24 protein-coding genes and 1 pseudogene are annotated in these 24,871 nt (G+C 72.3%); 16 read left to right on the forward strand and 9 right to left on the reverse strand.

Annotated features, from left to right (window positions below; genetic code table 11):
- Nucleotides 1-59 precede the first annotated feature (59 nt).
- Entirely contained in the window at nucleotides 60-3,206 is a 3,147-nt protein-coding gene (locus ACWC5O_RS27205) for an ATP-binding protein (protein WP_450589692.1), read from the forward strand.
- Here ACWC5O_RS27205 and ACWC5O_RS27210 read toward each other — a convergent pair.
- Both ACWC5O_RS27210 and ACWC5O_RS27215 read right to left on the reverse strand, forming a co-directional pair.
- Nucleotides 3,184-3,978: an ABC transporter permease gene (locus tag ACWC5O_RS27210; RefSeq protein ID WP_450589693.1), complete on the reverse strand. Its 795-nt coding sequence runs from the start codon at nucleotides 3,976-3,978 to the stop codon at nucleotides 3,184-3,186. The genes ACWC5O_RS27205 and ACWC5O_RS27210 overlap by 23 nt on opposite strands.
- On the reverse strand, nucleotides 3,975-4,952 hold the full coding sequence (locus ACWC5O_RS27215; protein ID WP_450589694.1) for an ATP-binding cassette domain-containing protein: 978 nt from the start codon (nucleotides 4,950-4,952) through the stop codon (nucleotides 3,975-3,977). The genes ACWC5O_RS27210 and ACWC5O_RS27215 overlap by 4 nt, the downstream gene beginning before the upstream one ends.
- Nucleotides 4,953-5,335: 383 nt before the next feature.
- Here ACWC5O_RS27215 and ACWC5O_RS27220 point away from each other — a divergent pair, with 383 nt between their 5' ends.
- The 3 genes from ACWC5O_RS27220 to ACWC5O_RS27230 all read left to right on the forward strand — a co-directional run bounded on the left by ACWC5O_RS27220 (nucleotide 5,336) and on the right by ACWC5O_RS27230 (nucleotide 11,256).
- Entirely contained in the window at nucleotides 5,336-6,553 is a 1,218-nt protein-coding gene (locus ACWC5O_RS27220; RefSeq protein WP_450589695.1) for a cation:proton antiporter, read from the forward strand.
- 195 nt (nucleotides 6,554-6,748) lie between these two features.
- Entirely contained in the window at nucleotides 6,749-7,642 is an 894-nt protein-coding gene (locus tag ACWC5O_RS27225; protein ID WP_450589696.1) for a glycosyltransferase family 2 protein, read from the forward strand.
- Nucleotides 7,643-8,079: 437 nt separating this feature from the next.
- Complete coding sequence (locus ACWC5O_RS27230; protein WP_450589697.1) at nucleotides 8,080-11,256, forward strand: BTAD domain-containing putative transcriptional regulator; 3,177 nt, start codon at nucleotides 8,080-8,082, stop codon at nucleotides 11,254-11,256.
- A gap of 7 nt (nucleotides 11,257-11,263) precedes the next feature.
- On the opposite strand, the gene ACWC5O_RS27235 is transcribed toward ACWC5O_RS27230, so the two are convergent.
- Complete coding sequence (locus tag ACWC5O_RS27235) at nucleotides 11,264-12,949, reverse strand: bifunctional 3'-5' exonuclease/DNA polymerase (RefSeq protein ID WP_450589698.1); 1,686 nt, start codon at nucleotides 12,947-12,949, stop codon at nucleotides 11,264-11,266.
- A 95-nt stretch (nucleotides 12,950-13,044) separates the two neighbouring features.
- Complete coding sequence (locus tag ACWC5O_RS27240) at nucleotides 13,045-13,815, reverse strand: Clp protease N-terminal domain-containing protein (RefSeq protein WP_450589699.1); 771 nt, start codon at nucleotides 13,813-13,815, stop codon at nucleotides 13,045-13,047.
- A gap of 157 nt (nucleotides 13,816-13,972) precedes the next feature.
- Here ACWC5O_RS27240 and ACWC5O_RS27245 point away from each other — a divergent pair, with 157 nt between their 5' ends.
- Nucleotides 13,973-15,079: a DUF2786 domain-containing protein gene (locus tag ACWC5O_RS27245; RefSeq protein ID WP_450589700.1), complete on the forward strand. Its 1,107-nt coding sequence runs from the start codon at nucleotides 13,973-13,975 to the stop codon at nucleotides 15,077-15,079.
- A gap of 3 nt (nucleotides 15,080-15,082) precedes the next feature.
- Here ACWC5O_RS27245 and ACWC5O_RS27250 read toward each other — a convergent pair whose 3' ends face one another.
- The 4 genes from ACWC5O_RS27250 to rpmB all read right to left on the reverse strand — a co-directional run bounded on the left by ACWC5O_RS27250 (nucleotide 15,083) and on the right by rpmB (nucleotide 16,823).
- Nucleotides 15,083-15,598 carry a DUF4232 domain-containing protein gene (locus tag ACWC5O_RS27250; protein WP_450589701.1) on the reverse strand — a complete coding sequence of 172 codons (516 nt, stop codon included), beginning with the start codon at nucleotides 15,596-15,598 and terminating at the stop codon, nucleotides 15,083-15,085.
- A 102-nt stretch (nucleotides 15,599-15,700) separates the two neighbouring features.
- Nucleotides 15,701-16,180 (reverse strand): hypothetical protein, encoded by a 480-nt coding sequence (locus ACWC5O_RS27255; protein ID WP_450589702.1) that lies wholly within the window; start codon nucleotides 16,178-16,180, stop codon nucleotides 15,701-15,703.
- Between the two features lie 104 nt (nucleotides 16,181-16,284).
- Complete coding sequence (rpsN, locus tag ACWC5O_RS27260; RefSeq protein WP_450589703.1) at nucleotides 16,285-16,587, reverse strand: 30S ribosomal protein S14; 303 nt, start codon at nucleotides 16,585-16,587, stop codon at nucleotides 16,285-16,287.
- Nucleotides 16,587-16,823: a 50S ribosomal protein L28 gene (rpmB, locus tag ACWC5O_RS27265; protein ID WP_450589704.1), complete on the reverse strand. Its 237-nt coding sequence runs from the start codon at nucleotides 16,821-16,823 to the stop codon at nucleotides 16,587-16,589. The genes rpsN and rpmB overlap by 1 nt, the downstream gene beginning before the upstream one ends.
- A gap of 61 nt (nucleotides 16,824-16,884) precedes the next feature.
- On the opposite strand from rpmB, the gene rpmG reads away from it, so the two are divergent.
- The 7 genes and pseudogenes from rpmG (at nucleotide 16,885) to ACWC5O_RS27300 (ending at nucleotide 20,208) form a co-directional block, all read left to right on the forward strand.
- Nucleotides 16,885-17,049 (forward strand): 50S ribosomal protein L33, encoded by a 165-nt coding sequence (rpmG, locus tag ACWC5O_RS27270; protein ID WP_450589705.1) that lies wholly within the window; start codon nucleotides 16,885-16,887, stop codon nucleotides 17,047-17,049.
- 9 nt (nucleotides 17,050-17,058) lie between these two features.
- Nucleotides 17,059-17,313, forward strand: a complete 255-nt coding sequence (locus ACWC5O_RS27275; protein ID WP_450589706.1) for a type B 50S ribosomal protein L31 — start codon at nucleotides 17,059-17,061, stop codon at nucleotides 17,311-17,313.
- Nucleotides 17,310-18,485 (forward strand): annotated as a pseudogene (locus ACWC5O_RS27280) (CobW family GTP-binding protein). Before ACWC5O_RS27275 ends, ACWC5O_RS27280 begins: the two are co-directional and overlap by 4 nt.
- Nucleotides 18,486-18,573: 88 nt before the next feature.
- The gene (locus ACWC5O_RS27285; protein ID WP_450589707.1) at nucleotides 18,574-18,945 is read left to right on the forward strand and encodes a VOC family protein; all 372 of its coding nucleotides are present in this window, start codon (nucleotides 18,574-18,576) and stop codon (nucleotides 18,943-18,945) included.
- 11 nt (nucleotides 18,946-18,956) lie between these two features.
- Entirely contained in the window at nucleotides 18,957-19,310 is a 354-nt protein-coding gene (locus tag ACWC5O_RS27290) for an ArsR/SmtB family transcription factor (RefSeq protein ID WP_450589708.1), read from the forward strand.
- On the forward strand, nucleotides 19,307-19,777 hold the full coding sequence (locus ACWC5O_RS27295; protein ID WP_450589709.1) for an SRPBCC family protein: 471 nt from the start codon (nucleotides 19,307-19,309) through the stop codon (nucleotides 19,775-19,777). The genes ACWC5O_RS27290 and ACWC5O_RS27295 overlap by 4 nt, the downstream gene beginning before the upstream one ends.
- Before the next feature lie 146 nt (nucleotides 19,778-19,923).
- The gene (locus tag ACWC5O_RS27300; RefSeq protein ID WP_450589710.1) at nucleotides 19,924-20,208 is read left to right on the forward strand and encodes a DUF397 domain-containing protein; all 285 of its coding nucleotides are present in this window, start codon (nucleotides 19,924-19,926) and stop codon (nucleotides 20,206-20,208) included.
- Between the two features lie 110 nt (nucleotides 20,209-20,318).
- On the opposite strand, the gene ACWC5O_RS27305 is transcribed toward ACWC5O_RS27300, so the two are convergent.
- On the reverse strand, nucleotides 20,319-20,792 hold the full coding sequence (locus ACWC5O_RS27305) for an ATP-binding protein (protein ID WP_450589711.1): 474 nt from the start codon (nucleotides 20,790-20,792) through the stop codon (nucleotides 20,319-20,321).
- A 354-nt stretch (nucleotides 20,793-21,146) separates the two neighbouring features.
- On the opposite strand from ACWC5O_RS27305, the gene ACWC5O_RS27310 reads away from it, so the two are divergent.
- From ACWC5O_RS27310 to ACWC5O_RS27325, 4 genes are all read left to right on the forward strand, one after another.
- Nucleotides 21,147-21,971: a helix-turn-helix domain-containing protein gene (locus tag ACWC5O_RS27310; RefSeq protein WP_386579630.1), complete on the forward strand. Its 825-nt coding sequence runs from the start codon at nucleotides 21,147-21,149 to the stop codon at nucleotides 21,969-21,971.
- Between the two features lie 92 nt (nucleotides 21,972-22,063).
- Nucleotides 22,064-23,524, forward strand: a complete 1,461-nt coding sequence (locus tag ACWC5O_RS27315; RefSeq protein WP_450589712.1) for an aldehyde dehydrogenase family protein — start codon at nucleotides 22,064-22,066, stop codon at nucleotides 23,522-23,524.
- Nucleotides 23,525-23,658: 134 nt separating this feature from the next.
- The gene (locus tag ACWC5O_RS27320) at nucleotides 23,659-24,198 is read left to right on the forward strand and encodes a DinB family protein (RefSeq protein ID WP_450589713.1); all 540 of its coding nucleotides are present in this window, start codon (nucleotides 23,659-23,661) and stop codon (nucleotides 24,196-24,198) included.
- A 24-nt stretch (nucleotides 24,199-24,222) separates the two neighbouring features.
- Nucleotides 24,223-24,864 (forward strand): PadR family transcriptional regulator, encoded by a 642-nt coding sequence (locus tag ACWC5O_RS27325; RefSeq protein ID WP_450589714.1) that lies wholly within the window; start codon nucleotides 24,223-24,225, stop codon nucleotides 24,862-24,864.
- The last annotated feature ends 7 nt before the right edge of the window (nucleotides 24,865-24,871 follow it).

A 24,871-nucleotide genomic window follows, 5' to 3' on the forward strand; every position in this document is an offset into this window, starting at 1 on the left:
CGTCGTACAGGCGACGGTTTCGTGAGTGTGTTCGGCGGCCCGCTGGCTAATCTTCAGACGTGACGACCGAGTTGACCCTGCTGCCCCGAGTCGCCTGTCGCGGACAGGAGGTCACGGCACCTCGGCTGCGTGGGCTGTTGGCGTTGCTCGCCGAGGATCTGCGTACCGGGTGCAGTACGGGGCGGCTGGTGGAGGGGCTGTGGGCGGAGGAGCTGCCCGAGCGGCCGGGCAAGGCGGTGCAGGTCCTGGTGTCGCGGCTCCGGGCACAGCTCGGTGCCGGACTGATCGTGAGCACGCCGACGGGGTACCGGCTCGCGCTGGACGAGACGCAGGTCGACAGCTCGGCGTTGCTGTCGTACGAGGCCGCGAGCGCCGAGTGCGCGCGGGCGGGGGACCATGAGGGTGCCTTGGCGCGGGCCGAGCAGGGACTGGGACTGTGGGATGGCAGTCTGGGGGCCGGGGAGGGCGAGGAACGGCACGATCCGGTGACGGCGCTGCGTGCCGACCGGGTCCGGGCGTTCCGATCGCTGGTCCGGCACCGGGCGCTCGCGCTGGCCCGGCTGGGGCGCAAGGAGGAGGCCGCGGCGCCGCTGGCCGAGCTGGTCCGCGAACTGCCTCGCGACGAGGAGGTGTTGGCGGAGCTGTTGCGCTGCGAGGCGGCCACGGCGGGCCGGGCCGCGGCGCTGACCCGGTACGACACCTACCGACGCGGGCTGCGCGACGAGCTGGGCACGGATCCGGGGCCCCGGCTCAGGTCCGTGCACCAGGAGTTGCTGCGCGCGGACACACCACCCGTCCGCCACGGTGTGCCGCATGAGCCGAACCCCCTGCTGGGGCGGGACGCCGACATCGCCGCCCTCGCCCGGCTGCTGGGCGACGCGCGGGTGGTCACCGTCACAGGCCCCGGTGGGCTGGGCAAGACGCGGCTCTCGTACGCGGTGAGCCGGGCGGCCGCGCAGCCCTTGGTGCACTTCGTCACCCTGGCCGGTGTCACCGCCGACGAGGACGTGGCCGACGAAGTGGCCTCGGCGGTCGGCACCGGGGACGGCCGGCAGTTCACCGGCGGCGGGGACGTGGTGAGCCGCATCGTCGCCGCGCTGGGTCCTGGCCCCGCCCTGTTGGTGCTGGACAACTGCGAGCACGTACTCGCCGGTGCGGCCGGTCTCGTACAGGCGCTGGTCTCGCGGTCGAAGGAGCTGCGGGTGCTGGCGACCAGCCGGGCGCCACTGGGGCTGACCTCGGAGTCCGTGTACGCGCTGCCTGAGTTGTCCCCGGCGACCTCGGTGGAACTCTTCGTGCAGCGGGCGCGGGCGGCCCGGCCCGGCGTGGAGCTGCCCGCCGACCGCGTGGCCGAGGTCTGCCGTCACCTGGACGGGCTGCCGCTGGCCGTGGAACTCGCCGCGGCCCGGGTGCGGGTGCTCTCCGTCGCCGACATCGCGCGCCGCCTGCAGGACCGTTTCGCGCTGTTGCGCGGCGGCGCCCGGGACGCACCCGAGCGGCATCGCACGCTTCGGGCCGTGGTCGAGTGGAGCTGGAACCTGCTGGAGGACGACGGCCGGGCGGCGCTGCGCGCGCTGTCGGTCTTCCCCGGGGGCTTCACCGTGGACGCGGCGGAGTACGTGCTCGGCGAGACCGGGGGCGCGCTGGATCTGCTGGAGCAGCTGGCCGGTCAGTCCCTGATCAAGGTGGGTGACAGCCCCTCCGGGGTGCGTTTCCACATGCTGGAGACGCTGCGGGAGTTCAGCGCCGCCCGGCGGGAGGAGGCGGGCGAGGGCGAGGTGGTGACCGGCCGGTTCCTCCGCTGGGCCCGGGACTTCGGCCGGGCGCACCACGACGGGCTCTTCGGCGGCGACGCGTTGGCCTCCTTCGGCCGCGTCCGTGCCGAGCAGGACAACCTCGTGCTGGCGTTGCGGCACGCCCTGGCCCGCGCCGACGGGCCGGCCGTCGCCGCCGTCACCGCCGCACTGGCCTGCGTGTGGTCCGCCGGCAGCAGCTACGCCCGGCTCACCGCCCTCGCTGCCGAGACCGGCGGGCCGCTGTCCCATTTCCGCCCGGGGCCGGAGGACCCCGAGGACCTGGAGGCGGCCCGAAGCGCGGCGGTGGTGTGCACGGCCGGCCTTTTCATGGGCCACGGCCCGCACGCCGTGCGCCAGCTCGCCACCCTGCGCCGCCTGCCGCCCGCCCCGCCGGACACCGTGCTGCGGGCCCTGGCCGTCGTACTGTGTGCCGTCCCGGACATGCACCCGCCGCGGTACGCGCGGCTGCAGGAGCTGTGCGACGCCGACGAGCCCATGCTGGCGGGCATCGCGGCGGGCGTCGCCAGCTACCTGTGGGAATCCTCGTACGAGACGGAGCGCGCGCTCGACTGCGCCCGCCGGATGCTCGCCGCGGTGGAGCCGCTCGGCAATCCGTTCATGATGCTGCTCAGTCATGGGCGGATCAGCGAGCTGTGCCTCAAGACGGAGCGCGGCGCGGAGGCGTACGACCATCTGCGGGCCGCGGACGCGCTCGGCGAGGTCGGTGACTGGTCGGACGCGATCGGCGTCCGCTACGGGCTGGTGTCCGCCTGCCTGCAGCGCGGGGAGGTCGACGAGGCGGAGTACTGGCTGGACCTCGCCGCCCTGGACCGGCAGCCCGAGCCCGCCCAGGCCCTCACTCCCGAAGCGCTGCAGGCCCGGGCGGAGATAGCACTGGCCCGGGGGCTGACCGAGGTCGGCCTCGGCCTGTGGCGACAGGCGGCGGAGGGGCTACGGGAGAGCAGCCTGCTGGTGGCCGGTGATCCCTTCCTGGATTCGTGGGCGCTTCAGGTGCAGGCGGCCGCGCTCGCGGCGCACGCGCAGCACGGCCGGCTGGAGCCGGTGGCCCGCCTGGCCGAGCGCCTGCGGGAACGGCTGCTCGGGATGCTGTCCGGTTCCCCCGGCGCCGGGGATCTGCCGGAACTGCCGGTGTACGGCACGGTGCTGCTGGCGCTCGGCTTCGCCGGGCTGGCCCGTGGCGACACGGCGGCGGTGGGGCTGATGGCGCTGGCGGAGCGGATGCCGGTGATGCGGGACCTCCCCACCCTGTCCTCGGCGCGGTCCCGGCAGGCGGCCGAGAACGCCGGCAGGGCGGCGTACGCCGAGGCGAGGTCGGCGTACGCCACCCTGGGGCAGGAGGAGCTGCGGGCCGCGGCACTGCGCGAACTCACTGCCGCGGCTCGCGGTTGAACCGCGCCTTGGACCACAGGTAGCCCAGCACGGTCAGCGCCAGACACCAGCCGACCGCCAGCACCGCGTTCTTCGTGCCGATCTCGCTGTCCAGCAGCAGCCCGCGCAGGGTCTCGATGGCCGGCGAGAAGGGCTGGTACTCGGCGAACCAGCGGAACCCGCCCGGCATGGCGTCCACCGGCACGAACGCGCTGGACAGCAGCGGCAGCATCGCCAGCGGCATGCCGAGGTTGCTGGCCCCCTCGGCGTTCGGGCTCACCAGGCCGATGCCGACCGCGATCCAGGTCAGGGCGAGGCTGACCAGGGCCATCAGGCCGGCCGCCGCGATCCACTCCAGCGGCGTGGCGTCGGGCCGGAAGCCCATGGCCACCCCGATGCCCAGGATCAGGGCCAGGGCCAGCATCGTCTGGATCACGGTGCCGATCACGTGGCCGGTCAGCACGGAGGCGCGGGAGATCGCCATGGTGCGGAACCGGGCGATGATGCCCTCGGTCATGTCGGTGGCCACGGACGCGGCGGTGCCGAGCGAGGTCATGCCCACGGTCATGAGGAGGATGCCGGGGACGATGTAGGCGATGTACTCGGAGCGGTCCGCGTGGCCGCCGGCCATGCCCGCGCTCATCACGTCGCCGAAGACGTAGACGAAGAGCAGCAGCAACATGATCGGGGTGAGCAGCAGGTTCAGGGTGAGGGAGGGGTAGCGGCGGGCGTGCAGGAGGCTGCGCCGCAGCATCGTGAGGTTGTCGCGGAAGGCGTGGGCGGGGGCGTTCATCGGACGGTCTCCTTGTTGGGGGCGGGGGCGGGGGCGGGGGCGGAAGTGCCGGTCAGGGCGAAGAACACGTCATCCAGGTCCGGGGTGTGCACGGACAGTTCGTCCGCCTCGATGTCGGCGGTGTCGAGCCAGTCGAGGATGGCGCGCAGTTCGCGCTGGCTGCCGTCGCTGGGGATCTGCAGGGCGAGGGATTCGTCGTCCCGGGAGGCCTCGCGCAGCGCGGTCGCGGCCCGTTCGTACGCCGCCGGGCCGGAGAACCGCAGCCGGACGTGTCCGCCGGGGACGAGCCGCTTGAGCTCCTCGGCGCTGCCCTCGGCGACGATCCTGCCGCCGTTCAGCACTGCGATCCGGTCGGCGAGTTCGTCGGCCTCCTCCAGGTACTGGGTGGTGAGGAAGACGGTGGTCCCGCCGGAGACCAGCTCCCGGATGATCTGCCACATGGTGTGCCGCGAGCGCGGGTCCAGACCGGTGGTCGGCTCGTCCAGGAAGATGATCCGCGGGCTGCTGACCAGGGTCATCGCGATGTCGAGGCGCCGCTTCATACCACCCGAGTAGGTGGACGCGGGCTTCTTCGCGGCCTCGGTGAGATCGAAGCGCTCCAGCAGTTCGGCGGTCACCTGCCGTCCCGCACGCCTGGAGAGGTGGTGCAGGTCCGCCATCAGGAGCATGTTCTCCTCACCGGTGATCAGCCCGTCCACGGCGGAGAACTGCCCGGTGACCCCGATCGCGGCCCGTACCGCCTGGGCCTGCGCGGTGAGGTCGTGCCCGGCGATCCGGGCCTGACCGCCGTCCGCGGAGATCAGGGTGGAGAGGATCTTGACGGCGGTGGTCTTGCCCGCGCCGTTCGGGCCGAGGAGCGAGAAGACCGTGCCGGGCGGCACCTGGATGTCGATGCCGTCGAGGACGGTCTTGTCACCGTAGGACTTGCGCAACCCGGTGGCTGCGATGGCGAGTTCGTGGTCTGTCGTCGTCATGCCGCAGAGCTTGCGGCCGAGGCGGTTCAGCGTGGTTTCAGCGCGGTTTCAACCGCGCGGAGAGGCCCCTACCGGGCGGCCGGGCTCGTGCTCCGGCGCACGACGAGTTCCACGGGTACGACGGTGTCGACCGGCGACTCCTCCGCGCCGCCGACGCGGTTCACCAGTAGAGATGATCCGGAACGGCTCTCCGTGCGGCAGGAAACCGTCGGACGACGTCCACCGGTGACGTCGGCCTGATCGCGCCCATGCTGGACATCACCCCCCTGCCCCCCGGTACGACCGGACTGCCGGCGGTGTGGCGGCTGCGCCCAGAGCGGGACGCCAGGTGTCTGCAGGACACCTCATCCCTTTTGTCGTCGAATGCCTAGATACTGCGAGGCATGTCGCATCCCGGGACGCTCATCCTGATCATGGCCATCGCGGTGCTGGCGCCACTGCTCGCGTACGGCAGCAGCCGCTGGATCCCCGTCCCGCTGGTCATCTTCGAGATCCTGCTCGGCATCGTCATCGGCCCCGACGTCCTCGGCTGGGCCCACCACGACCAGGTGATCGACGTCCTGTCGAACCTCGGTCTCGCGATGCTGATCTTCCTCGCCGGGTACGAGATCGACTTCGCCGCCGTCCGTGGCACCGTCCTGAACCGCTCGATCGCAGCCTGGCTCATCTCCCTCGCGGCCGGCCTCGGCGTCGCCTTCGCGCTCACCGGCGGCGCGACCACGAAGAGCTTCGTCATCGGCACCGCGCTCACCAGCACCGCCCTGGGCACGGTCCTGCCGATACTGCGCGACTCGGGGGACCTGCGCGGCCGCTTCGGCACGGTCGTCCTCGCCTTCGGCGCGGTCGGCGAGTTCGGTCCCGTCATCGCCGTGGCCCTGCTGCTCAGCGGCCGCAGGCCGGGCGTGGCGACCGCGGTCCTGGTGGCGTTCGCGGCCGTGACCGCGGCGGGGGTGTGGTGGTCGCTGCGGCCCCACCCGCCCTGGTTCTCCCGGCTGATCGCCCAGACCCTGGACAGCAGCAGCCAGTTCGCCGTCCGGTACGTCATGCTGCTGCTCGCCTCGATGCTCGGCCTGGCCCGCGCGTTCGGCCTGGACACCCTGCTCGGCGCCTTCGCCGCGGGCGTCATCACCCGCCTGATCCTGCGCGCCGCCGCCCCTGAGCACAGCGCCGACGTGCTCAGCAGGATCGAGGCGATGGGGTTCGGTTTCCTGGTCCCGCTCTTCTTCATCGTCACCGGCATCGACTTCGACCTCGAAGCGCTCCTGCACGGCGGCCGATCCCTCGTCCTGCTGCCGGCCTTCCTGCTGCTCTTCCTCCTGGTCCGCGGCCTGCCGCTCTATCTGCTCGCTCCGCCCGACCTGCCCCGCCGGGACAGCGCCGCCCTGCTCCTGTACGGCTCCACCTGCCTGCCCCTCGTCGTCGCCATCACCACCATCGGCCTCACCGACCGGTCCATCGCCCCGGGCGAGGCCGCCGCCCTCGTCGGCGCCGCGATGCTCTCCGTGCTCGCCTTCCCCCTCCTCGCTCTCCGCGTCCGCTCGCGCCATGGAGAGAGGGGTGAACGGCCCTCGGGTGCCGTCGAGAGTGCGGAGACGTGGTGAACGGCGAGAGGGCGCCGCACTCACCGCTGAAGTTCCTGCGGCTCAAGGGAAAGGTGCACACAAAACCGGAGCAAAGGGGCCGCAAAGTGAATCGGCGTCAGGTGAACCCGCGCACCTGAGGCAACATCTTGGTGAACGGCGAGCGCTCCGCGGTCAGGACGCCGGTGCCGCCGTCGGCCGGATGGGGTGAGGGACGTGGTGGAGCCGAGGATCGCCGTCGCCGTGGTGACCATGGGCAACCGGCCCGCCGAAGTCGACGCCCTGCTGGAGTCCGTGGCCAAACAGGACGTCGCCCCCGCCCGCATCGTGATCGTCGGCAACGGCTGCCGGCTGCCCGAGTTCGCCGAGCGGCTGTCCCTGCCGGGCGAGGTCACCACCATCGACGTCGAGGAGAACCTCGGCTGCCCGGGCGGCCGCAACGTCGCCCTGGCCCGGCTGCGGGAGTACGGCGACGTCGACGCCGTCGTGGAACTGGACGACGACGGACTGCTCGTCGACCCCGACGTGCTGCGCCGGGTGCGCGAGCTGTACGCGGCCGACCCGCGCCTCGGCATCATCGGCTTCCGCATCGCCGACGAGCACGGCGAGACCCAGCAGCGGCACGTGCCCCGGGTGGGCAAGTCCGACCCCCTGCGCGGCGGTTACGTCACCGGCTTCCTCGGCGGCGGGCACGCCTTCCGCATGGCGATGCTGGCCGAGACCGGAGACTGGCCGGCCGAGTTCTTCTTCGCGCACGAGGAGACCGACCTCGCCTGGCGGGCCGCCGACGCCGGCTGGAAGATCCTCTACGCCCCCGAGCTGCTGCTGCAGCACCCCAAGACCTCGCCGGCCCGGCACGCCATCTACTACCGCGTCAACGCCCGCAACCGGGTCTGGCTCGTCCGGCGCAGGCTGCCCCTGCCGCTGATCCCGGTGCACCTGGGGGCGTGGCTGCTGCTCACCCTCGCCCGCACCCGCTCCCTGGCCGGGCTGCGGGCCTGGTTCGGCGGGTTCGCGGAGGGGCTGCGTCAGACGCCGGGCGAGCGGCGGCCGATGCGCTGGCGAACGGTGTGGCGGCTCACCCGGCTCGGGCGCCCGCCTGTCATCTGAGGGCAGGGCGGGGTACGCCGGCGAAGGTACGAAGCGCGAAAGCGCGCAGGGGACGGGACAGGGCCCCGGTCGTTCACCTCCGCCGACCGGGGGCCCTTGCGTCCCCGGACCAGGCCTGCGGCGACACTCCCCCGAGTTACGCGACTTGCCGCGCGCGCCGTCGGGCCGGATCCGATGAAAGGATCACATCAGGATCCACCAACGGATCGCTAACATGTGGCCAACGGTTCGTCTGCGGAGCGCGGTTCGGTTGGCCGGAAGTAGCCGGGCGGCAGGGCTAGTAGGCAGGAACCCTAACGGATTCCGGCCCCGGCCAACAGGTGGTGGCTGGCGGAAAATCGTTGTGAATGGGGCGGATTTCCGCCAGGGACCGGCGGGCAACACGCCCGCCGCGCAGCACGGTCGGACGGGACCGCGCGGGAAGGCAGTGGAGCGGGATGCGGCGGTGCGAGCTGCGGTTCGGACTGCTGGGACCCCCCGTCCTGTACGACCGACAGCCGTACGAGATTTCGTACGGCACCTCTGGCGGCATCTCTGGCGGCGCCCCCGGCGCCCTCGGCGCCCCCGGCACCCCTGACACCCCCGACAACCTCGTCCGCGCCATCGGCAGCCCCAAGGTCCGCGCCCTGCTCGCCGCGCTGCTGCTGGAGGCCGGCCGGGTCGTGTCGGTCGAGTCGCTGAAGGACGCCCTGTGGGGCGGGGCACCCCCCGTCTCCGCGCAGGCCTCGCTGCACAACCACGTCACCCGGCTGCGCCGCCTCCTGGACGACCCCGAGCGGCTCAGGGCTGTGGCGCCCGGCTATCTGCTGCGCGTGGACGAGGGCGAGTTGGACCTGCACGTCTTCGACGCCCGGGTCGCCGAGGCGCGCGCCGCGCACGCCCGGCGGGACTGGGCGGGTGTCGTACGCCTCTGCACGGCCGCGCTCGCTCTGTGGCGCGGCACCCCGCTGAGCGGACTCCCCGCCGACCTCGGCGGCTACGCCCTCGTGCAGCGCCTGGAGGAGGCGCGGCTGCTCCTGCTTGAATGGCGGTACGACGCCGAACTCGCACTCGGTGGAGCCCGGTTGGCCGGACTCGTTCCCGAGCTGGCGGCCCTGGTGGCCGAGCATCCACTGCGCGAGGCGTACCACCGCCAGCTGATGCTCGCCCTGCACCGCACCGGCCGCCAGGCCGAGGCCCTGGCCGTCCACCGCGACCTGCGTGCCCGCCTGGTGGAGGAACTCGGCATCGAACCGGGCCCATCGGTCCGCGAGGCCCATGTGGAGGTCCTGCGGGGCGCTCCGGACCGGGAGGCCGGGGAGGTCACTCCCAGGGTCCCCGCCCAGCGCGTCTACACCCCCGCGGCCGGCGACGGCGAGAAACCCTCACAGGGGCTACCCTCACCCGACGACGAAGGCGGTACGAGTGGCGCGGGCGGGAACCCGATCCCGGCCGAAGGCCGGCTCTCCGCCCGCGCACCCGCACCAGCCCAACTTCCGGCACCCCCAGCGAACTTCACGGGCCGAGCCCCCGAAACCAAGGCCCTGCACGACACCCTCGCCACCCGGCGGAGCCGACTCGCCGTGATCAGCGGCATGGCCGGCGTAGGCAAGAGCGCCCTCGCCCTGCACGTGTCCCACGAACTGAGGGAACGTTTCCCCGACGGTCAGCTGTACGTGAACCTGCACGGCGCGACACCCGGCATGGCCCCGCTCACCTCGTCCCAGGCGCTCACCGCCCTGCTGCGCGACCTCGGCGCCGAGCCCCGTAACATCCCCGAACACCCGGACGCCGCAGCCGCGTTGCTCCGCTCGCTGCTCGCTCCGGCCCGCATCCTGCTGGTGCTGGACGACGCGGCGAGCGCGGCCCAGGTACGGCCCCTACTGCCGGCCGGGCCCGGCTGCGCCGTGATCATCACCAGCCGCTCCCCGCTGACCGCCCTGGACGGCGCCCGGCGCTTCCCGCTCGGCCCGCTGACCGGCGAGGACAGCGCGGCGCTGCTCCGCGCGGTGAGCGGACGCGAGGGGCTCGACGCGAGCCACGCCCTGGTCGAGCTGACCGGCAGGCTGCCGCTCGCCCTACGAGTCGTCGCGGCCCGGCTGGCCGCCCGCCGGGCCCTCACCCCGGACGTGCTGGCCGGTCAACTGGCCGCCACGGAAGGCCGCCTGCACCACCTGGAGTACGACGACCTGAGCGTCCGCCGGTCCCTGGCCGTCGCCCATGACGCGCTCGCCGCCGCCGAACGCGAGGCCGACCGGGACGCGGCCCTCGCCCTGCGCCGCATCGGCGCGCTCGACCTGCCCACCTACGGAGCCCCGCTGGTCGCCCGCCTCACCGGCACCGACGCGCGCCGCGCCGAGGCCGCCCTGGACCGGCTGGTCGACGTGGCCCTGCTGGAGGAGACGGAGTACGGCCGCTACGCCCCGCACGACCTGGTCCGGGACTTCGCCCGTGAACTGGCCGGCCAGAGCCCGGAGCCGGCCACCGGCGCCGATCCGGACCTCACCGCCCTGCGCTGGTACGCGGCCGCCGCCGAGTGCGCCCTCGTCGCCATCGTGGAGCCCGGCCTCGACCAGGAGGACCGCCTGCGGCCCACCTCCGCCCAGCCGCCGGAGCACGGGGCGGACGTGGCGACCCTGGGCACCTTCGAGTCCGCCGAGCGGGCGTTCGCCTGGGGTGATGTGGAGCTGGAGAACATCGTGGCGCTGGTGGAGCGCAACGCCGGCTCGGGCGACGACCGCCGGGCCGCCCATCTCTCCACGCTCGTCCGGCTGTTCTTCCCCTATGTGCAGCGCAGCGGCCGGGTCGCCGAGATGGAGGTGCTGGGGCGGGCGGCGCTCGGCGCGGCGCGGCGGCTCGGGGACGCGGCGGCCGAGGCGTACGCCCTGGGCGACCTCGCGGGCCTGCACTTCCTGACCGGCCGGCAGAACGACGCCCTCGCCCTCACCGACCAGGCCCTCGTGATCTGGCGGCGGCTGGGCACGGTCTCCTGGATCCGGCGCTGTCTGAACAACCGCGGGCTGCTGCTGGAGGGTCTCGGCCGGTTCGAGGAGTCCGGTCAGGCGCTGCGGCAGAGCCTCGCCTACTCCCGGCAGCTGAACGACCCCTACGGCGAGGCCGTCACCCGCAGCCACCTCGGCAACCTCTACGAGCACACCGACCCGCGGGCCGCCATCGAGCAGCACCGGCGCTCGCTGGCGATCGGGGACGAGATCGGCGCGGTCATCGTGCAGCACTCCGCGCACTGCAACATCGGCTACGCCCACCTAACCCTCGGCGAACCGGCCGCTGCCGCCGGGCACTTCCAGGAGAGCCTGCGCATCCTCGGCGGGCACGGCGACTGGCACGGCGAGTCGCAGACCCGGCTCGGCCTGGTCCGCGCGCTGCGCCGGCTGGGCGAGGCCGAGCGGGCCGCGCAGGAGTGCACCGAGCTGCTGCGCCGGGCCGACGCCCGCGCCGACCGCTACATGGGCGGCCTCGCCCGCCACCAGCACGGGCTGCTGCTGAGCGAGCAGGGGCGGCGGCCGGAGGCGTACGACGCCTGGCGCGCGGCTCTCGTGGCCCTTGACGGCACCGACGAGCAGGCGGTGCTGGAGGAACTGCGCGAGCTGCTGGCCGAGGCCTCGGCTCAGTGAAGGGCCCTCACTTGGCGTCGGCGTAGCACTCCACCACCGCCGTGGTGAACGGGAAGCGCACCGGGGTCTCGCCGAAGGTCAGCCGTCCGGCGAGGCCGGCCGCGTCCCGGATGGCCCGGACGACGGTGTCGGCCTCCTCGGCGGGGCAGTGCACGATCACCTCGTCGTGCTGGAAGAACACCAGCTCGGCCGCCAGGTCCGCGCAGGACCGGCGCAGCGCGGCGAGCAGCAGCAGGGCCCAGTCGGCGGCGCTGCCCTGCACCACGAAGTTGCGCGCGAAGCGGCCCCGCGCGCGGGAGTTGGTGGAGGCGTAACCGGGGACCCACGGCTGCTCTTCGGGGGTGTCCTCGCCGATGGGGATGCCCGCCTCCTCCTCCGCGTCCTCGCCCGGCCGGGCGGCGGGCGGGCAGGTCCGGCCCAGCCAGGTGCGCACGAGCCGGCCCTCCTCGCCGGCCCGCGCGGCCTCGTCGACGTAGGCCACCGCCTTGGGGAAGCGGCGGCGCAGCGCGGCGAGGTTCTTCAGGCCGTCGCCCGAGGTCTGGCCGTAGACCGCGCCGAGCACGGCGAGCTTGGCCTGGTCCCGGTCGCCGGAGAAGGCGCGGTCGGAGACGGACTGGTAGAGGTCGCTCTCGCGGCCGGCCACCTCCATCAGGCCGGGGTCGCGGGAGATCGCCGCCAGCACGCGCGGCTCCATCTGGTCGGCGTCGGCCACGACCAGCCGCCAGCCGGGGTCGGCGACCACGGCCCGCCGGATCACCTTGGGGATCTGCAGCGCGCCCCCGCCGTTGGTCACCCAGCGCCCGGTGACCGTGCCGCCGGCGAGGAACTCGGGCCGGAACCGGCCGTCGCGGACCCAGTCCTGCAGCCAGGACCAGCCGTGCGCGACCCAGATGCGGTACAGCTTCTTGTACTCCAGCAGCGGTTTCACCGCCGGGTGTTCGAGTGATTCGAGCTCCCAGCGGCGGGTGGACTTCACCTTGATCCCGGCCTGGGCGAAGGCCTTGACGACGTCGGCGGGCAGGTCGGGCCGGACCCGGCGGCCGAAGGCCGCGGACACCTCGTCGGCCAGCTCGGCCAGGCGGCGCGGCTCGCCGCCGCCCGCGTATCGCTCGCCCAGCAGGTCGTGCAGCAGCTCGCGGTGGACCTCGGCGCTCCAGGGGAGGCCGGCGTGGTTCATCTCGGCGGCCACCAGCATCCCGGCCGACTCGGCGGCGGTCAGCAGCCGCATCCGGTCGGGGTGCGCGGTCTTCTCGTGCCGCCGCTGCTGGTCGGCGTAGACCGCGAGGAGGTCCGTCAGCGGCAGCCGGGTGCCGGACGGCTCGAACAGCGGGGACTGGGCGCCCGGTTCGGCCGGGCGCAGCGGCGGGTCGGGCGGTACGGGGCCGCCGCGGAGGCGGGCCAGGGCGGCGGCGGCCGAGCGCGGCTCGCCGTACCTGCCCTCGTGGCCCAGCAGAAGTGTCTCGGCGTCCTCGATGTCGTAGCACCGCTCCACTCGCACCCCCGTGGCGAGCAGACGCGGATAGACCTCGGGGGTCGACCGCCACACCCAGCGCGTCACCTCCGGGCGGCTCCGCACCGCCCCGGCGAGATCGCTCTCCCGCCGCACCGGACCGGCGGGCAGCCCGTCCGGGCCGAGGGGGGCGACGTCCACGCCACCGTCCTCGGCCGGTGCGAGAGCCCACCGGTCGGTCATGACTGCGAGTGTGGCAGACGGCACTGACAATGGGCCTGACCTGCGGATTCGCGTCTCGGGGCAGGGTGCTCCCCGACCGCTGTTCCAGCCCCTTCTCAGTCCGCCGATCCGTCGGTCGCGGCCTCCGCCGCGTCCGAGGCCGCCCTCTTCTGCTCCAGCAACAGCGCCAGCACCCTGCCGACGTACTCCTCGGTCGCCGCCTTGGTGATGCCGAGCCCGGTGAGGACGCCCTCGCCGTTCTCGTGCTCCAGCAGGGCCAGCAGGAGGTGCTCGGTGCCGATGTAGTTGTGGCCGAGCCGGAGGGCCTCGCGGAAGGTGAGCTCCAGGACCTTCTTGGCCTCCGGGCCGTAGGGGACGAGGTCGGGGACCTCCTCGGCGGCCGGCGGGAGCGCGGCGGTCGCGGCCTGGCGCACGGAGTCCAGCAGGACGCCCTGCGCGGTGACCGCCTTCGCGGCCAGGCCCTCCGGCTCGGCCAGCAGCCCGAGGACCAGGTGCTCGGGGCGGCCCTCGGCGTTGCGCGCGGCCACGGCCTCGTTGTGCGCGGCCATGACCACGTTCCGCGCGCGCGGGGTGTAGCGGCTGAAGCCCTGGCTGGGGTCGAGGTCGGCCGACTCCTTCGGCACGAACCGCTTCTGCGCCGCCTGCCGGGTCACGCCCATGCTCCTGCCGATGTCGGTCCAGGACGCCCCCGAGCGGCGGGCCTGGTCGACGAAGTGACCGATCAGATGGTCGGCCACGTCACCGAGGTGGTCGGCGGCGATCACCGCGTCCTGGAGCTGGTCGAGGGGTTCGGTGTGGACCTTCTTGATCGCCTCGATGAGGTCGTCGAGGCGCACGGATGCCGTGATGTTCGGATTGGTCGCCATGTGTCAACCGTAGGTTGCCTCCCTCAGACTGTCAACCGAAGGTTGACAGTCCGAGGGGGCGAGACGCCGCGCCCCTGGCGGCGCCCGCGCCGAAAACCGTCCACAGGGTGTGGACGGCCCCGGCCCGCTGTCCGTGGCCCATGGCACGATCGACACCGTGACCAGCACCTCCAGCACCGTCGAGCGGGCCTTCCGGGCCGCCCTGTACGACGACACCGACGCCGGGCTCGACACGGGCGCCTCCCTGCTCGCCGCCGACCCCGCGTCCGACGCCGAACTCGTGCGGCGGGGCGAGGAGTTCGTCGCCACGGCCTGGCAGCGCGGCTGGCAGCCCGCCGACGTCGTACGGCTCGTACGGCGCGAGCTGGAGGACGGCCATGTCCGCCTGGCCGCGGGTCTGATCAGGACGCAGGCCGGGCGGGACCGTCCGCGCGGGCGCCGCTGGGCCGCCCAGCTGGAGGCCCTGCCGCAGGACCCCGCGCGCGGCGGCGACCGTTTCTCGCACGCCACCGCCGTCCTCCAGCTGTACCGCCTGCTGCTGCGGCTGCCCGCCCTGGAGCCCCTCGAAGAGCCCCGCCGCGCGCACGGACCCGCCGCCTCCCGCACGCTCACCCGGATCCGCGCGCTGCTCGCCAAGGCCGAGGCGACCGGGTATCCGGAGGAGGCCGAGGCGCTGAGCGCCAAGGCGCAGGAGCTGATGGCCCGGCACAGCGTCGACGAGGCGCTGCTCGCCGCCGCTGCCCCCGCGCCCGACGCGCCCGGCGCCTGCCGCATCGGTGTCGAGCCGCCGTACGAGCAGGCCAAGGCGGTGCTGCTGGACGCGGTCGCCACCGCCAACCACTGCCGCGCGGTGTGGAACGAACCGCTGGCCTTCTCCACGGTCGTCGGCTTCGAGGCGGACCTGGAGGCAGTCGAACTGCTCTACACCTCGCTGCTGGTGCAGGCCACGCACGCGATGTCCAAGGCGGAGGCCGCTCAGAGGGCCGGTGGCCGCAAGCGCACCAAGACCTTCCGGCAGTCCTTCCTCGCGGCCTACGCCCACCGCGTCGGCGACCGCCTCACGGCCGTGGCCGAGACCCAGGTCACCCAGGACCTGCTGCCCGTCCTCGCCACCCGCGAGACAGCCGTCACCGGCCGGCTGGAGCGCATGTTCCCCGAGACCACCACGACCCGGCTGCGCGGCGTGACCGACGCGGCCGGCTGGACGGAGGGCGCGCGAGCGGCGGACGAGGCCCAGGTCAGGGCCCGCCCCAGATTGCCGTGAGGGTCAGTCCCCGACCTGCTGGAAGGCGCTGACGGCAGCGTCCGGGGCGCCCTGGGTGCCCTTGGAGGCGATGGGCCCGTACGACCACGGGAAGCTCCGGGTGGTGCTGGAGCCGGGCAGGGCGATGTTCACGGTCTTCGCCTCCACGCTGCTCTTGTCGCCCGCCTTGCCGCGCACATAGGTGATGGTGAAGCTCGCCGAGTCGCCCTTGGCGAGCTTCAGCTTCTGGGCCTTCGCCCCCTGCTGCACGGGCACGTCGACCTGGGCGTTGACCGTCTTCAGCAGGGCGCTCGGGAACTTGTCCAGGGTGCAGGGCGCGCTCTGGTTGGTGATGCTGACGGGCACCTCGCCCGTGTCACCGGCGGCCGGGGCCACGCTCGCCGACCCGATCTGCACGGAGACCCCGCCGATCTCGCAGGCGGAGCTGCTCTTCCCGTTCTTGCCGCCGCCGCCGTCATTGCAGGCGGTCAGCAGGAGGGCGGCGGCGAGGGCGGTGACGGTGAGCGGAATGGCGCGCATGAGCAGATCCCCATCGAGGTCGTGACGGTCTCCCCGCATCATGGCCCCTGCGCCCGGGACGCGATCACGCGCCCCGGGCGAATTCACCGCTTCAGGCGGCCGTCACTGCTTGACGGGTGCCGTCGGCAGCCCGGACGGCAGCTTGCCACCCTCGGCCTTGGTGTAGGTCTCCTGGCCGAGCTTGCCCGACCAGGTCACCTTCATCGCGTTCTTGCTCACCGAGTCGACCATGCCGGTGACCCGGTCCTTGCCGCCGCCGGTGCAGGCCAGATGGATCATCTGCATGCCCGCCTCGGTGCCCGCGGCACCGCTGCACACGGTCCCGCCGGTCACGAACAGCCCGGCTTGCTTCCCGGTGACCACCAGGGCCACGACGGCGCCCTTGCTGGTGGTGATCCAGCTGCCCTGGAGCTTGTCGGAGGAGCCCGTAACGGCGCCCGTACCCGTGGACGTCGGGGTCGCGCTCGGGGTGGGAGAGGAGTCGTCCTCGGAGCCGCCCCCGCTGCACGCGGTCAGCGCGAGCGCGCCCACCAGCCCCGCGGCCGCGGCCGCGGTCCGCACCCTTGCAGTCGCCGTAGTCACGTCAAGCTCCCCAAGCTGTAGCGGGCCGGCCGCCCCGGGGCCGTCGGCCCGTCGCGGTCGACACCCCCCGGACCGGAGGGACCGCAGCAAGTTACCAGCCGTTATCAGGAGGACTTCCGGACGCCGGGCAGGAATCCGTTGTGAGCCCGCTCGCGCAGGTTCACCCGGGACAGGCCGAAGGTGCGCAGGTAGCCACGGGGGCGGCCGTCCACCTGGTCGCGGTTGCGGACCCGGGTGGCGCTCGCGTCCCGCGGCTGCCTGCGCAACTCCCGCTGGGCGGCGCGCCGTTCGGGTTCCGTGGGGGAGGGCCGCCGGACGATGTCCTTCAGCTCGGCGCGGCGCTCGGCGTACCGGGCGACGATCTCCCGGCGCTTCTCGTTCTTCGCGATCTTGCTCTGCTTCGCCATCAGACCTTCACCCCACGGGCACGGATCCGGGCCACGGCCGCCTCGACGCCGAGCGTGTCCACGGTCCTGGTCGCCTTCGCGCTCAACCGCAGCCGGACGTACCGGCCCTCGGCGGGCAGCCAGTAGCGCTTGGTCCGGATGTTGGGGTCGAAGCGGCGGGAGGCGCGCCGGTGGGAGTGGGAGATGCGGTTGCCGAAGCCCGGCCGGGTCCCGGTGAGCATGCAGTGGGCGGACATGGTGACGTACCTCTCGCGCTCAGTAATTGGGAATGGGATTCATTTTCAGTAACATAGCAGCATGGCACGCAACGAACTCCGCCCGGTCATCAGGCTCCGGTCCACCGCCGGGACCGGCCACACCTACGTGACCCGCAAGAACCGCCGCAACGACCCGGACCGCATGACGCTGCGCAAGTACGACCCGGTCATCGGCCGGCACGTCGAGTTCCGAGAGGAGCGCTGAGGCAACACCATGCGCGAGGGAATCCACCCCGGCTACGGGCCCGTCGTGTTCCGTGACCGGGCCGCGAACCACGCCTTCCTCACCTGCTCGACCAGGACGAGCGAGAAGACGATCGAGTGGGAGGGCGGCACCACCCACCCGGTCGTGGACGTCGAGATCTCGAACGTCAGCCACCCCTTCCACACCGGCACCGCGCGCGCCCTGGACACGGCCGGCCGGGTGGAGCGCTTCGAGCGCCGGTACGGGAAGCGGGGCGGGGCGTGAGCCTGCCGGTGGCCGTCGTGGGCGGGCTGCACGCCGCGGCCCGCAGGGCGGCCGTGGCGCGGTTGCTCGCCGACGTCCCCGGCAGTGTCGTACTCCACACCACGACCTGTCGGGCGCCGTCGGTGGCACGGTCGTCCGCACCCTCCGCGACCTCTCCGGCCTCCGTTCCGCCGGAGAGGCCCCCCGTCAACGACTGCGCCTGCTGCGCCCTGCGGGACGACCTGGTGCCGGAGCTGCGCCGCCTCGCCGAGGGCGGCACGACCCGGCTCGCGATCGTCGAGTTGTGGGACTCGGTCGAGCCCAGGGCGATGACCGAGGTGGTCGCGGCCGGCGGTCTCACCGTCACCGGCGTGATCACCGCCGTCGACCCGGCGCTGGTGCTGCCGTACCTCGGCAACGGTGACGACCTCGCCGAAGTCGGCCTCGCCGCGGCCGCCACCGACCGGCGCACGGTCGCCGACACCTTCGCCCGGCAGCTCGAGTACGCCCCCGTCCTCGCCCTGGCGGACTCCCCGGAAGCCGGCGACGAGGACCGCGAGCTGCTCGCGCAGCTCCATCCGGCGGCCCGCCAGATTCCGATCGGCCACGGTGGCTTAACGGGCGCATCCGCGTCTGCACGTGCATCCGCAGCAGCCTCCCCGCTGGCCGAAGCCGCCCTCGGCGGCTTCGACGTGGAGGCCGCGGCGGCCGCCCAGCACCCCGCCTGTGCCCTGCTGCCCGCCGAGGCCGACAGCCACGGCGTCTCCACGCTGGTCTGGAACCGCCGCCGCCCCTTCCACCCCGTGCGGCTGTACGCCGCGCTGGAGGACCTGACCTCGGCCGCGGCCCGCAGCCGGGGCCGGTTCCGGCTCGCCGGCAGGCCCGACGTGCTGCTGCACTGGGACGCGGCCGGCGGCACGCTGTGCGTCGAGAGCGCCGGGCCGTGGCCGGCCGCGCTGCCCGACGCGGCCTGGGAGACGGTCCCGCCCGTCCGCCGGGCCGCCGCCGCACTGGACTGGCACCCGGAGCACGGCGACTTCGGCAACCATCTCGTGTTCACCTCACCCGGCCTCGACCGGGACGGACTCGCACACCTGCTGGAGTCCTGCCTGCTCACCGACGCCGAGTACGCCGCCGGGCGCGAGGCCTGGAAGCGGCTGCCGCCCGCCTTCGATGCCCTGCTGGAGGTCTGATGCGTTCGGACTCCAGCAGGTGAGGAGCTATAGGTAGGCAATCTCCTACGGTTGACGCGTAGGGGATTTCCTACCTATTCTTCCGGGCATGACCGTCACGCACGCCTCATTCGTCACGCTTCCCGTCACCGACCAGGACCGCGCCCTGCGCTTCTACCGGGACGTCCTCGGCTTCGAGGTCACCGCCGACCTCCAGGTGCCGCCGGGGCGCTGGCTCCAGGTCGCGCCGAAGGGCGCGCAGACCGTCTTCACGCTCTCCGGACCCGGCATGGGGGATTTCGAGCCCGGTTCGGCCCGGGGGATCATGTTGGTGACGACCGATGTCGACGCCGACTGTGCCCGGCTCGCCGAGGCGGGCACGGAGGTGCAGGGCCCCGACGAGTACCCCTGGGGGCGGATGGCCTCCTTCCGGGACCCGGACGGCAACGGTCTGATGCTGCTCACGGAGGTACACCAGTAGGAAGGTCGGCAATGACCGCAGCCGGAACCCGGGAGGCCGCCGAGGACCGCGTCTTCGCCGCGCTCGCCAACGCCACCCGCAGGGAAGTGCTCCGGCTGCTGCGCGAGCGCGGGCCGCAGCCCGTGCAGGACCTGGCCGACCACTTCGACATGCGCCGCCCGAGCCTCTCGGAACACCTCAGGGTGCTCCGGGAGGCCGGCCTCGTCTCCGAGCAGCGCTCCGGCCGGCAGCGCATCTACCGCCTGGAGGCGGCCCCGCTCGCCGAGGTGCAGGACTGGCTCCACCCGTACGAGCGGTTCTGGCGGGACCAGTTGAAGGGCCTCGGCGCTCTGCTCGACCGCATGCCGGACGATGACCGCCCATGAACACCGCACCCGGCGACGCCGACGACCTCACCACGATCCGCGTCGACCAGTTCTTCCCCCATCCTCCCGCCAAGGTCTGGCGCGCCCTGACCGAGCCCGACCTGCTGGCCCGCTGGCAGATGCCCGGCGCCGAGGAATTCCGGCTCGAGGTCGGTCACCGGTACCGGATGACTTCGGTCCCGCGTCCCAACTCCCGGTTTTCCGGGGTCGTGGAAGTGCGGGTGCTGGCCTACGACACCGAGCGGATGCTGTCCCTCCGGTGGGCGGACGCCGATCCGGCCAATCCCGCGGACTGGACCATCACCTGGACACTGGAACAGGAAGGGCGCGGAACGCGTCTCTTCCTAGTGCACGAGGGATTCGATCCGGACGACCCGGCGCAGATGATGGCTCGGGAGATCATGGACGGGGGCTGGCGGGGGCGTGTTCTGCCGTCTCTGGGGCAGACGCTGGAACGACTTCGGTAAAGCGGACGTCAAAGCTGTAATCGCGGGAACACCCCCCGTGCACGTGCATCTGCTCATGCCTCTGCACGTGAACGGGGTTATGATCCGGATCGGTTGACTACAGCATCCATGGCCACACCAGCCAGTGCACCACCGGGGAGCGACCTGTGGACCGCGACGTTGACGGCGTGTACGGGGGGTACGACGTGTACAACGACGACGTGTACAACGGCATGGCTGCCACGCAGCTGGCGGGAGTGGCCTGGCAGAAGAGCCGGCACAGCAACTCGCAGGGTTCCTGCGTGGAGTTCGCCCGGCTGCCCGGCGGCGAGGTGGCCGTACGCAACTCGCGCTTCCCGGACGGGCCCGCACTCGTCTACACGCGCGCCGAGATCGAGGCCATGCTCCTCGGCGTCAAGGACGGCGAGTTCGACCATCTGATCGTCGGCTGAAACGACTCACCGGCCCCGAAGCGACTCTCTGGTGCGGCGATTGGGTGCCGCGCGGGCGAAGTCCGGGTGTACGCGCGTAGAAACGCGGCGTCGGTCGACGCCGCGTCGCGTCAGTCGGCCGTCCGGAGCCGGAACAGCGCCCAGACGACCTTGCCGTCGAGGCTGCCCGCGAGCGGGTGCCAGCCCCAGCTGTCGGCGAAGGAGTCGACCAGGAACAGTCCGCGGCCCGACTCGGCCGAGAAGTCGTCCGAGTCGCGCGGGACGGGCGTCTCGTGGCTGGGGTCGCGCACCGCGCACACCAGCCGCTCGGTCCAGCGCATCAGGTGCAGCCGTACCGAGGCCGCGTGCTCGGAGCACGCCGCGTCGGCGGGCAGCGCATGCCGCAACGCGTTGGTGACGAGTTCGGAGACGACGAGACATATGTCGTCGAAGCGGTCGCCCACGTCCCACTGGTCCAGAGTGCCGCGGGTGAAGCGGCGGGCCTCGCGCACCGCTTCGTAGCGGGCGGGCAGGGCGCAGGAGGCGGCATCGGACACGGCCGCGGGATCCAGCGGCGGAAGGCCCTGCCGTAACGGCTTGAGCATGGTCGATCCATTCGTTCCCATGCGAGGCACTCCCGGGAATTCGCGGTCGTTGCGATGCAGCGGTGGCGCTGCACCATGGTTTCGGATGGGAAGGGCAGATGCAAGGGCAGATGCACGTGCACGCGACCGAATTGAACCTGCCCGTACCGCTTCTTGGCCATTTTTTCCGCCAACTTGTGTCGCTCTTCTGTCAGAGGTCCGGACCTCTCCCTACGGAAAACGGCTGACCTCTTTCCGTTTCCGTAACCGGACGAGTACTGCTCGAAGTGTTTTAGTGGCAGACTTCGGCCCCAAAGACGGTTGGGGAGGCTGGCGAACGTGAGCGCGGGAGAGCCCGGATCGGTGGTGCGGCGCATGCTGCTCGGCTCGCAACTCAGGCGACTGCGTGAAGCACGGGGGATCACGCGCGAGGCGGCGGGGTACTCGATCCGTGCGTCCGAGTCGAAGATCAGCCGGATGGAGCTGGGCCGGGTGAGCTTCAAGACCAGGGACGTGGAAGACCTGTTGACGCTGTACGGCATCACCGACGAGGCGGAGCGCGAGTCGCTGCTCTCCCTCGCCCGGGAGGCCAACGTCGCGGGCTGGTGGCACAGTTACACCGACGTGCTGCCCAGCTGGTTCCCCACCTATGTGGGTCTGGAAGGCGCCGCCTCCCTGGTCCGGGTGTACGAGGTGCAGTTCGTGCACGGCCTGCTGCAGACCGAGGAGTACGCCCGCGCGGTGGTCCGGCGCGGAATGAAGGGTGCGAGCGCGGCCGACGTGGAGCGGCGGGTGGCGCTGCGCCTGGAGCGGCAGAAGCACCTGCTCGACGACAACGCCCCCGAGTTCCACATCGTCCTGGACGAGGCCGCCCTGCGCCGTCCCTACGGCGACCGCGACGTGATGCGCGGCCAGCTCCAGCACCTGATCGAGATCTCCCAGCGGCCCAACGTGCGGCTGCAGATCATGCCGTTCGGCTTCGGCGGGCACTCCGGCGAGAGCGGCGCCTTCACCATCCTCAGCTTCCCCGAGTCGGACCTGTCCGACGTGGTGTACGTGGAGCAGCTGACCAGCGCCCTCTATCTGGACAAGCGGGAGGACGTCGCCCAGTACGAGCAGGCGCTGAAGGAGCTTCAGCAGGACAGCCCGGGTCCGGACGAGAGCCGGGACCTGTTGCGAGGACTGCTTCAGCTGTCTTGAGAGGCCACCTTCAACTCTCTTGAATCGCAAGTACGATGACGGGTGATCAGACCGTGACCAGGATCTGGCATCGCTAGTGATTGAGGGATCACATGTCGTCCTACTTCAGCGAGCTGGCCCAGCAGTACATCGACGGTGAATGGCGCCCGGGCACCGGTTCCTGGGACGTCATCGACTTCAACCCCTACGACGACGAGAAGCTGGCCTCGATCACGGTGGCGACCGTCGACGAGGTCGACCAGGCCTACCAGGCCGCGGCCCGCGCCCAGAAGCAGTGGGCCGCGACCAACCCGTACACCCGCCGCGCGGTCTTCGAGCGGGCCCTGAGACTGATTGAGGACCGCGAGCAGGAGATAGCCGACCTGATCATCGCGGAGCTCGGCGGCACGCGCGTGAAGGCGGGCTTCGAGCTGCACCTCGCCAAGGAGTTCCTGCGCGAGTCGGTGCACCTGGCGCTGCGCCCCGAGGGGAAGATCCTGCCCTCCCCCGCCGACGGCAAGGAGAACCGTGTCTACCGGGTGCCGGTCGGCGTGGTGGGCGTGATCAGCCCGTTCAACTTCCCGTTCCTGCTGTCGATCAAGTCGGTGGCCCCGGCCCTCGCCCTCGGCAACGGCGTGGTGCTCAAGCCGCACCAGAACACCCCGATCGCCGGCGGCACCCTGGTCGCGAAGATCTTCGAGGAGGCCGGGCTGCCCGGCGGCCTGCTCAACGTCGTCGTCACCGACATCGCCGAGATCGGCGACGCCTTCATCGAGCACCCGATCCCCAAGGTCATCTCCTTCACCGGCTCCGACAAGGTCGGCCGGCACGTCGCCACCGTCTGCGCCTCGCACTTCAAGCGCTCGGTGCTCGAACTGGGCGGCAACAGCGCGCTGGTGGTCCTGGACGACGCCGACATCGACTACGCGGTCGACGCGGCGGTCTTCAGCCGGTACGTCCACCAGGGCCAGGTCTGCATGGCCGCGAACCGGGTGCTCGTGGACCGCTCGATCGCCGACGAGTTCACCGAGAAGTTCGTCGCCAAGGTCAGGACGCTCAAGGTGGGCGACCCGCGCGACCCGCAGACGGTCATCGGCCCGGTGATCAACTCCGCGCAGGCCAACGCCGTTTCGGGCGTCGTCGAGCAGGCGCTGGCCGAGGGCGCCACCGCCCTGGTGCACGGCACCACCACCGGCAACCTGGTCGAGCCCAGCGTGCTCACCGACGTCCCCGCCGACTCCGCCCTGCTCCAGCAGGAGGTGTTCGGGCCGGTCGTCTTCCTCGTCCCCTTCGACGGTGAGGAGGAGGCGGTCCGGATCGTCAACGACACTCCGTACGGCCTCAGCGGCGCCGTCCACACGGGCGACATCGAGCGCGGTGTGGCGTTCGCCAAGCAGATCGACACGGGCATGTTCCACGTGAACGACGGCACCGTGCACGACGAGCCGCTCGTGCCCTTCGGCGGCGAGAAGCACTCCGGCCTCGGCCGTCTGAACGGCGAGACGACCCTGGAGGCCTTCACCACGATCAAGTGGATCTCGGTGCAGCACGGCCGCAGCGGCTTCCCGTTCTAGGCCTCCTTCCGGATCCCTTCTGGGCTCCTTCCAGATCTCCTTCGAATCGCGGGCCCTTGCGGACAGAACCTGACCGCAAGGGCCCGTAGCTTCGTCGGTGTCAGGGAAACGGACCCGGAGAAGGGCGGTCGGTCATGGTCACTCACGTGGCGGCGGAGACGCAGGGCGACGAGCGCGGGGCGCTGCTGGCATTCATCGAGGAACAGCGCGGCGGGATCCGCCGGGCGCTGCTCGGGCTGACCGAGGAGCAGGCCCGCTCCCGCCCCAGCGCCAGCGAGCTGTCCCTGGGCGGACTGCTCAAGCATGTCGCCGAGGTCGAGCAGGGCTGGGTGGCCCGCGCCAAGCAGGAGCCGCCGGCGATCCGGCGCGACGAGTCGAACTGGCACGAGACCTTCCGGCTCGTCGGCGACGAGACGGTCGCCTCGCAGCTCGCGTACTGGGAGGAGATCGCCGCCGAGACCGAGAAGTTCATCCGCTCCGCGCCCAGCCTGGACGACACCTTCCCGCTGCCGCCCGACCCGTGGTTCCCCCCGGAGGGCCGCGTCTCCCTGCGCTGGCTGTGCCTGCACCTGATCCGTGAGACGGCCCGGCACGCCGGCCACGCCGACATCATCCGCGAGTCCCTGGACGGGAGGACCGCGTTCGAGCTGGTGGCCCTGGAGCAGGAGGGCTAGCTCCCCGGCAATAACCTGGACCGCATGTCAGCGATCCGTCTTCTCGTGCTGGGCGCGGTGCGCCAGCACGGGCGGGCCCATGGCTACCAGGTGCGCAACGACCTGGAGTACTGGGGCGCGCACGAGTGGTCCAACGCCAAGCCGGGCTCGATCTACCACGCCCTGAAGCAGATGGAGAAGCAGGGGCTGCTGCACGCGCACGAGATCGCGCCGTCCACGGCCGGGGGGCCGCCGCGCACCGAGTACGAGATCACGGACCGGGGCGAGGAGGAGTTCTTCCGGCTGCTGCGCGAGTCCCTGGTCTCCTACGACCAGAAGATGGACATCCAGTCGGCGGCCATCGGCTTCCTGGTCGAGCTGGCGCGGGCGGAGGCGCTGGACCTGCTCAGGGAGCGGATCCGGCGGATCGAGGAGTGGCGGGCCGCGGTCACCGAGCACTACATCCCCGAGGACGGTCCCGAACGGCTCGGCCACATCGGCGAGATCATGAACCTCTGGGTCCACACGGCCGACTCCGACGCGGCCTGGACCCGGGGGCTGATCGCCCGTCTGGAGGCAGGCGCCTACACGTTCGCAGGCGAGGGTGAGCGCTTCGTGGGCGTGCTCACGGAGGGCCAGGAGAACCCGTACGCGACGGGGGAGCGGCATCCGGAGGACCACCGCTAATCAAGTT

The sequence above is a fragment of the Streptomyces sp. NPDC001450 genome, assembly GCF_053597295.1.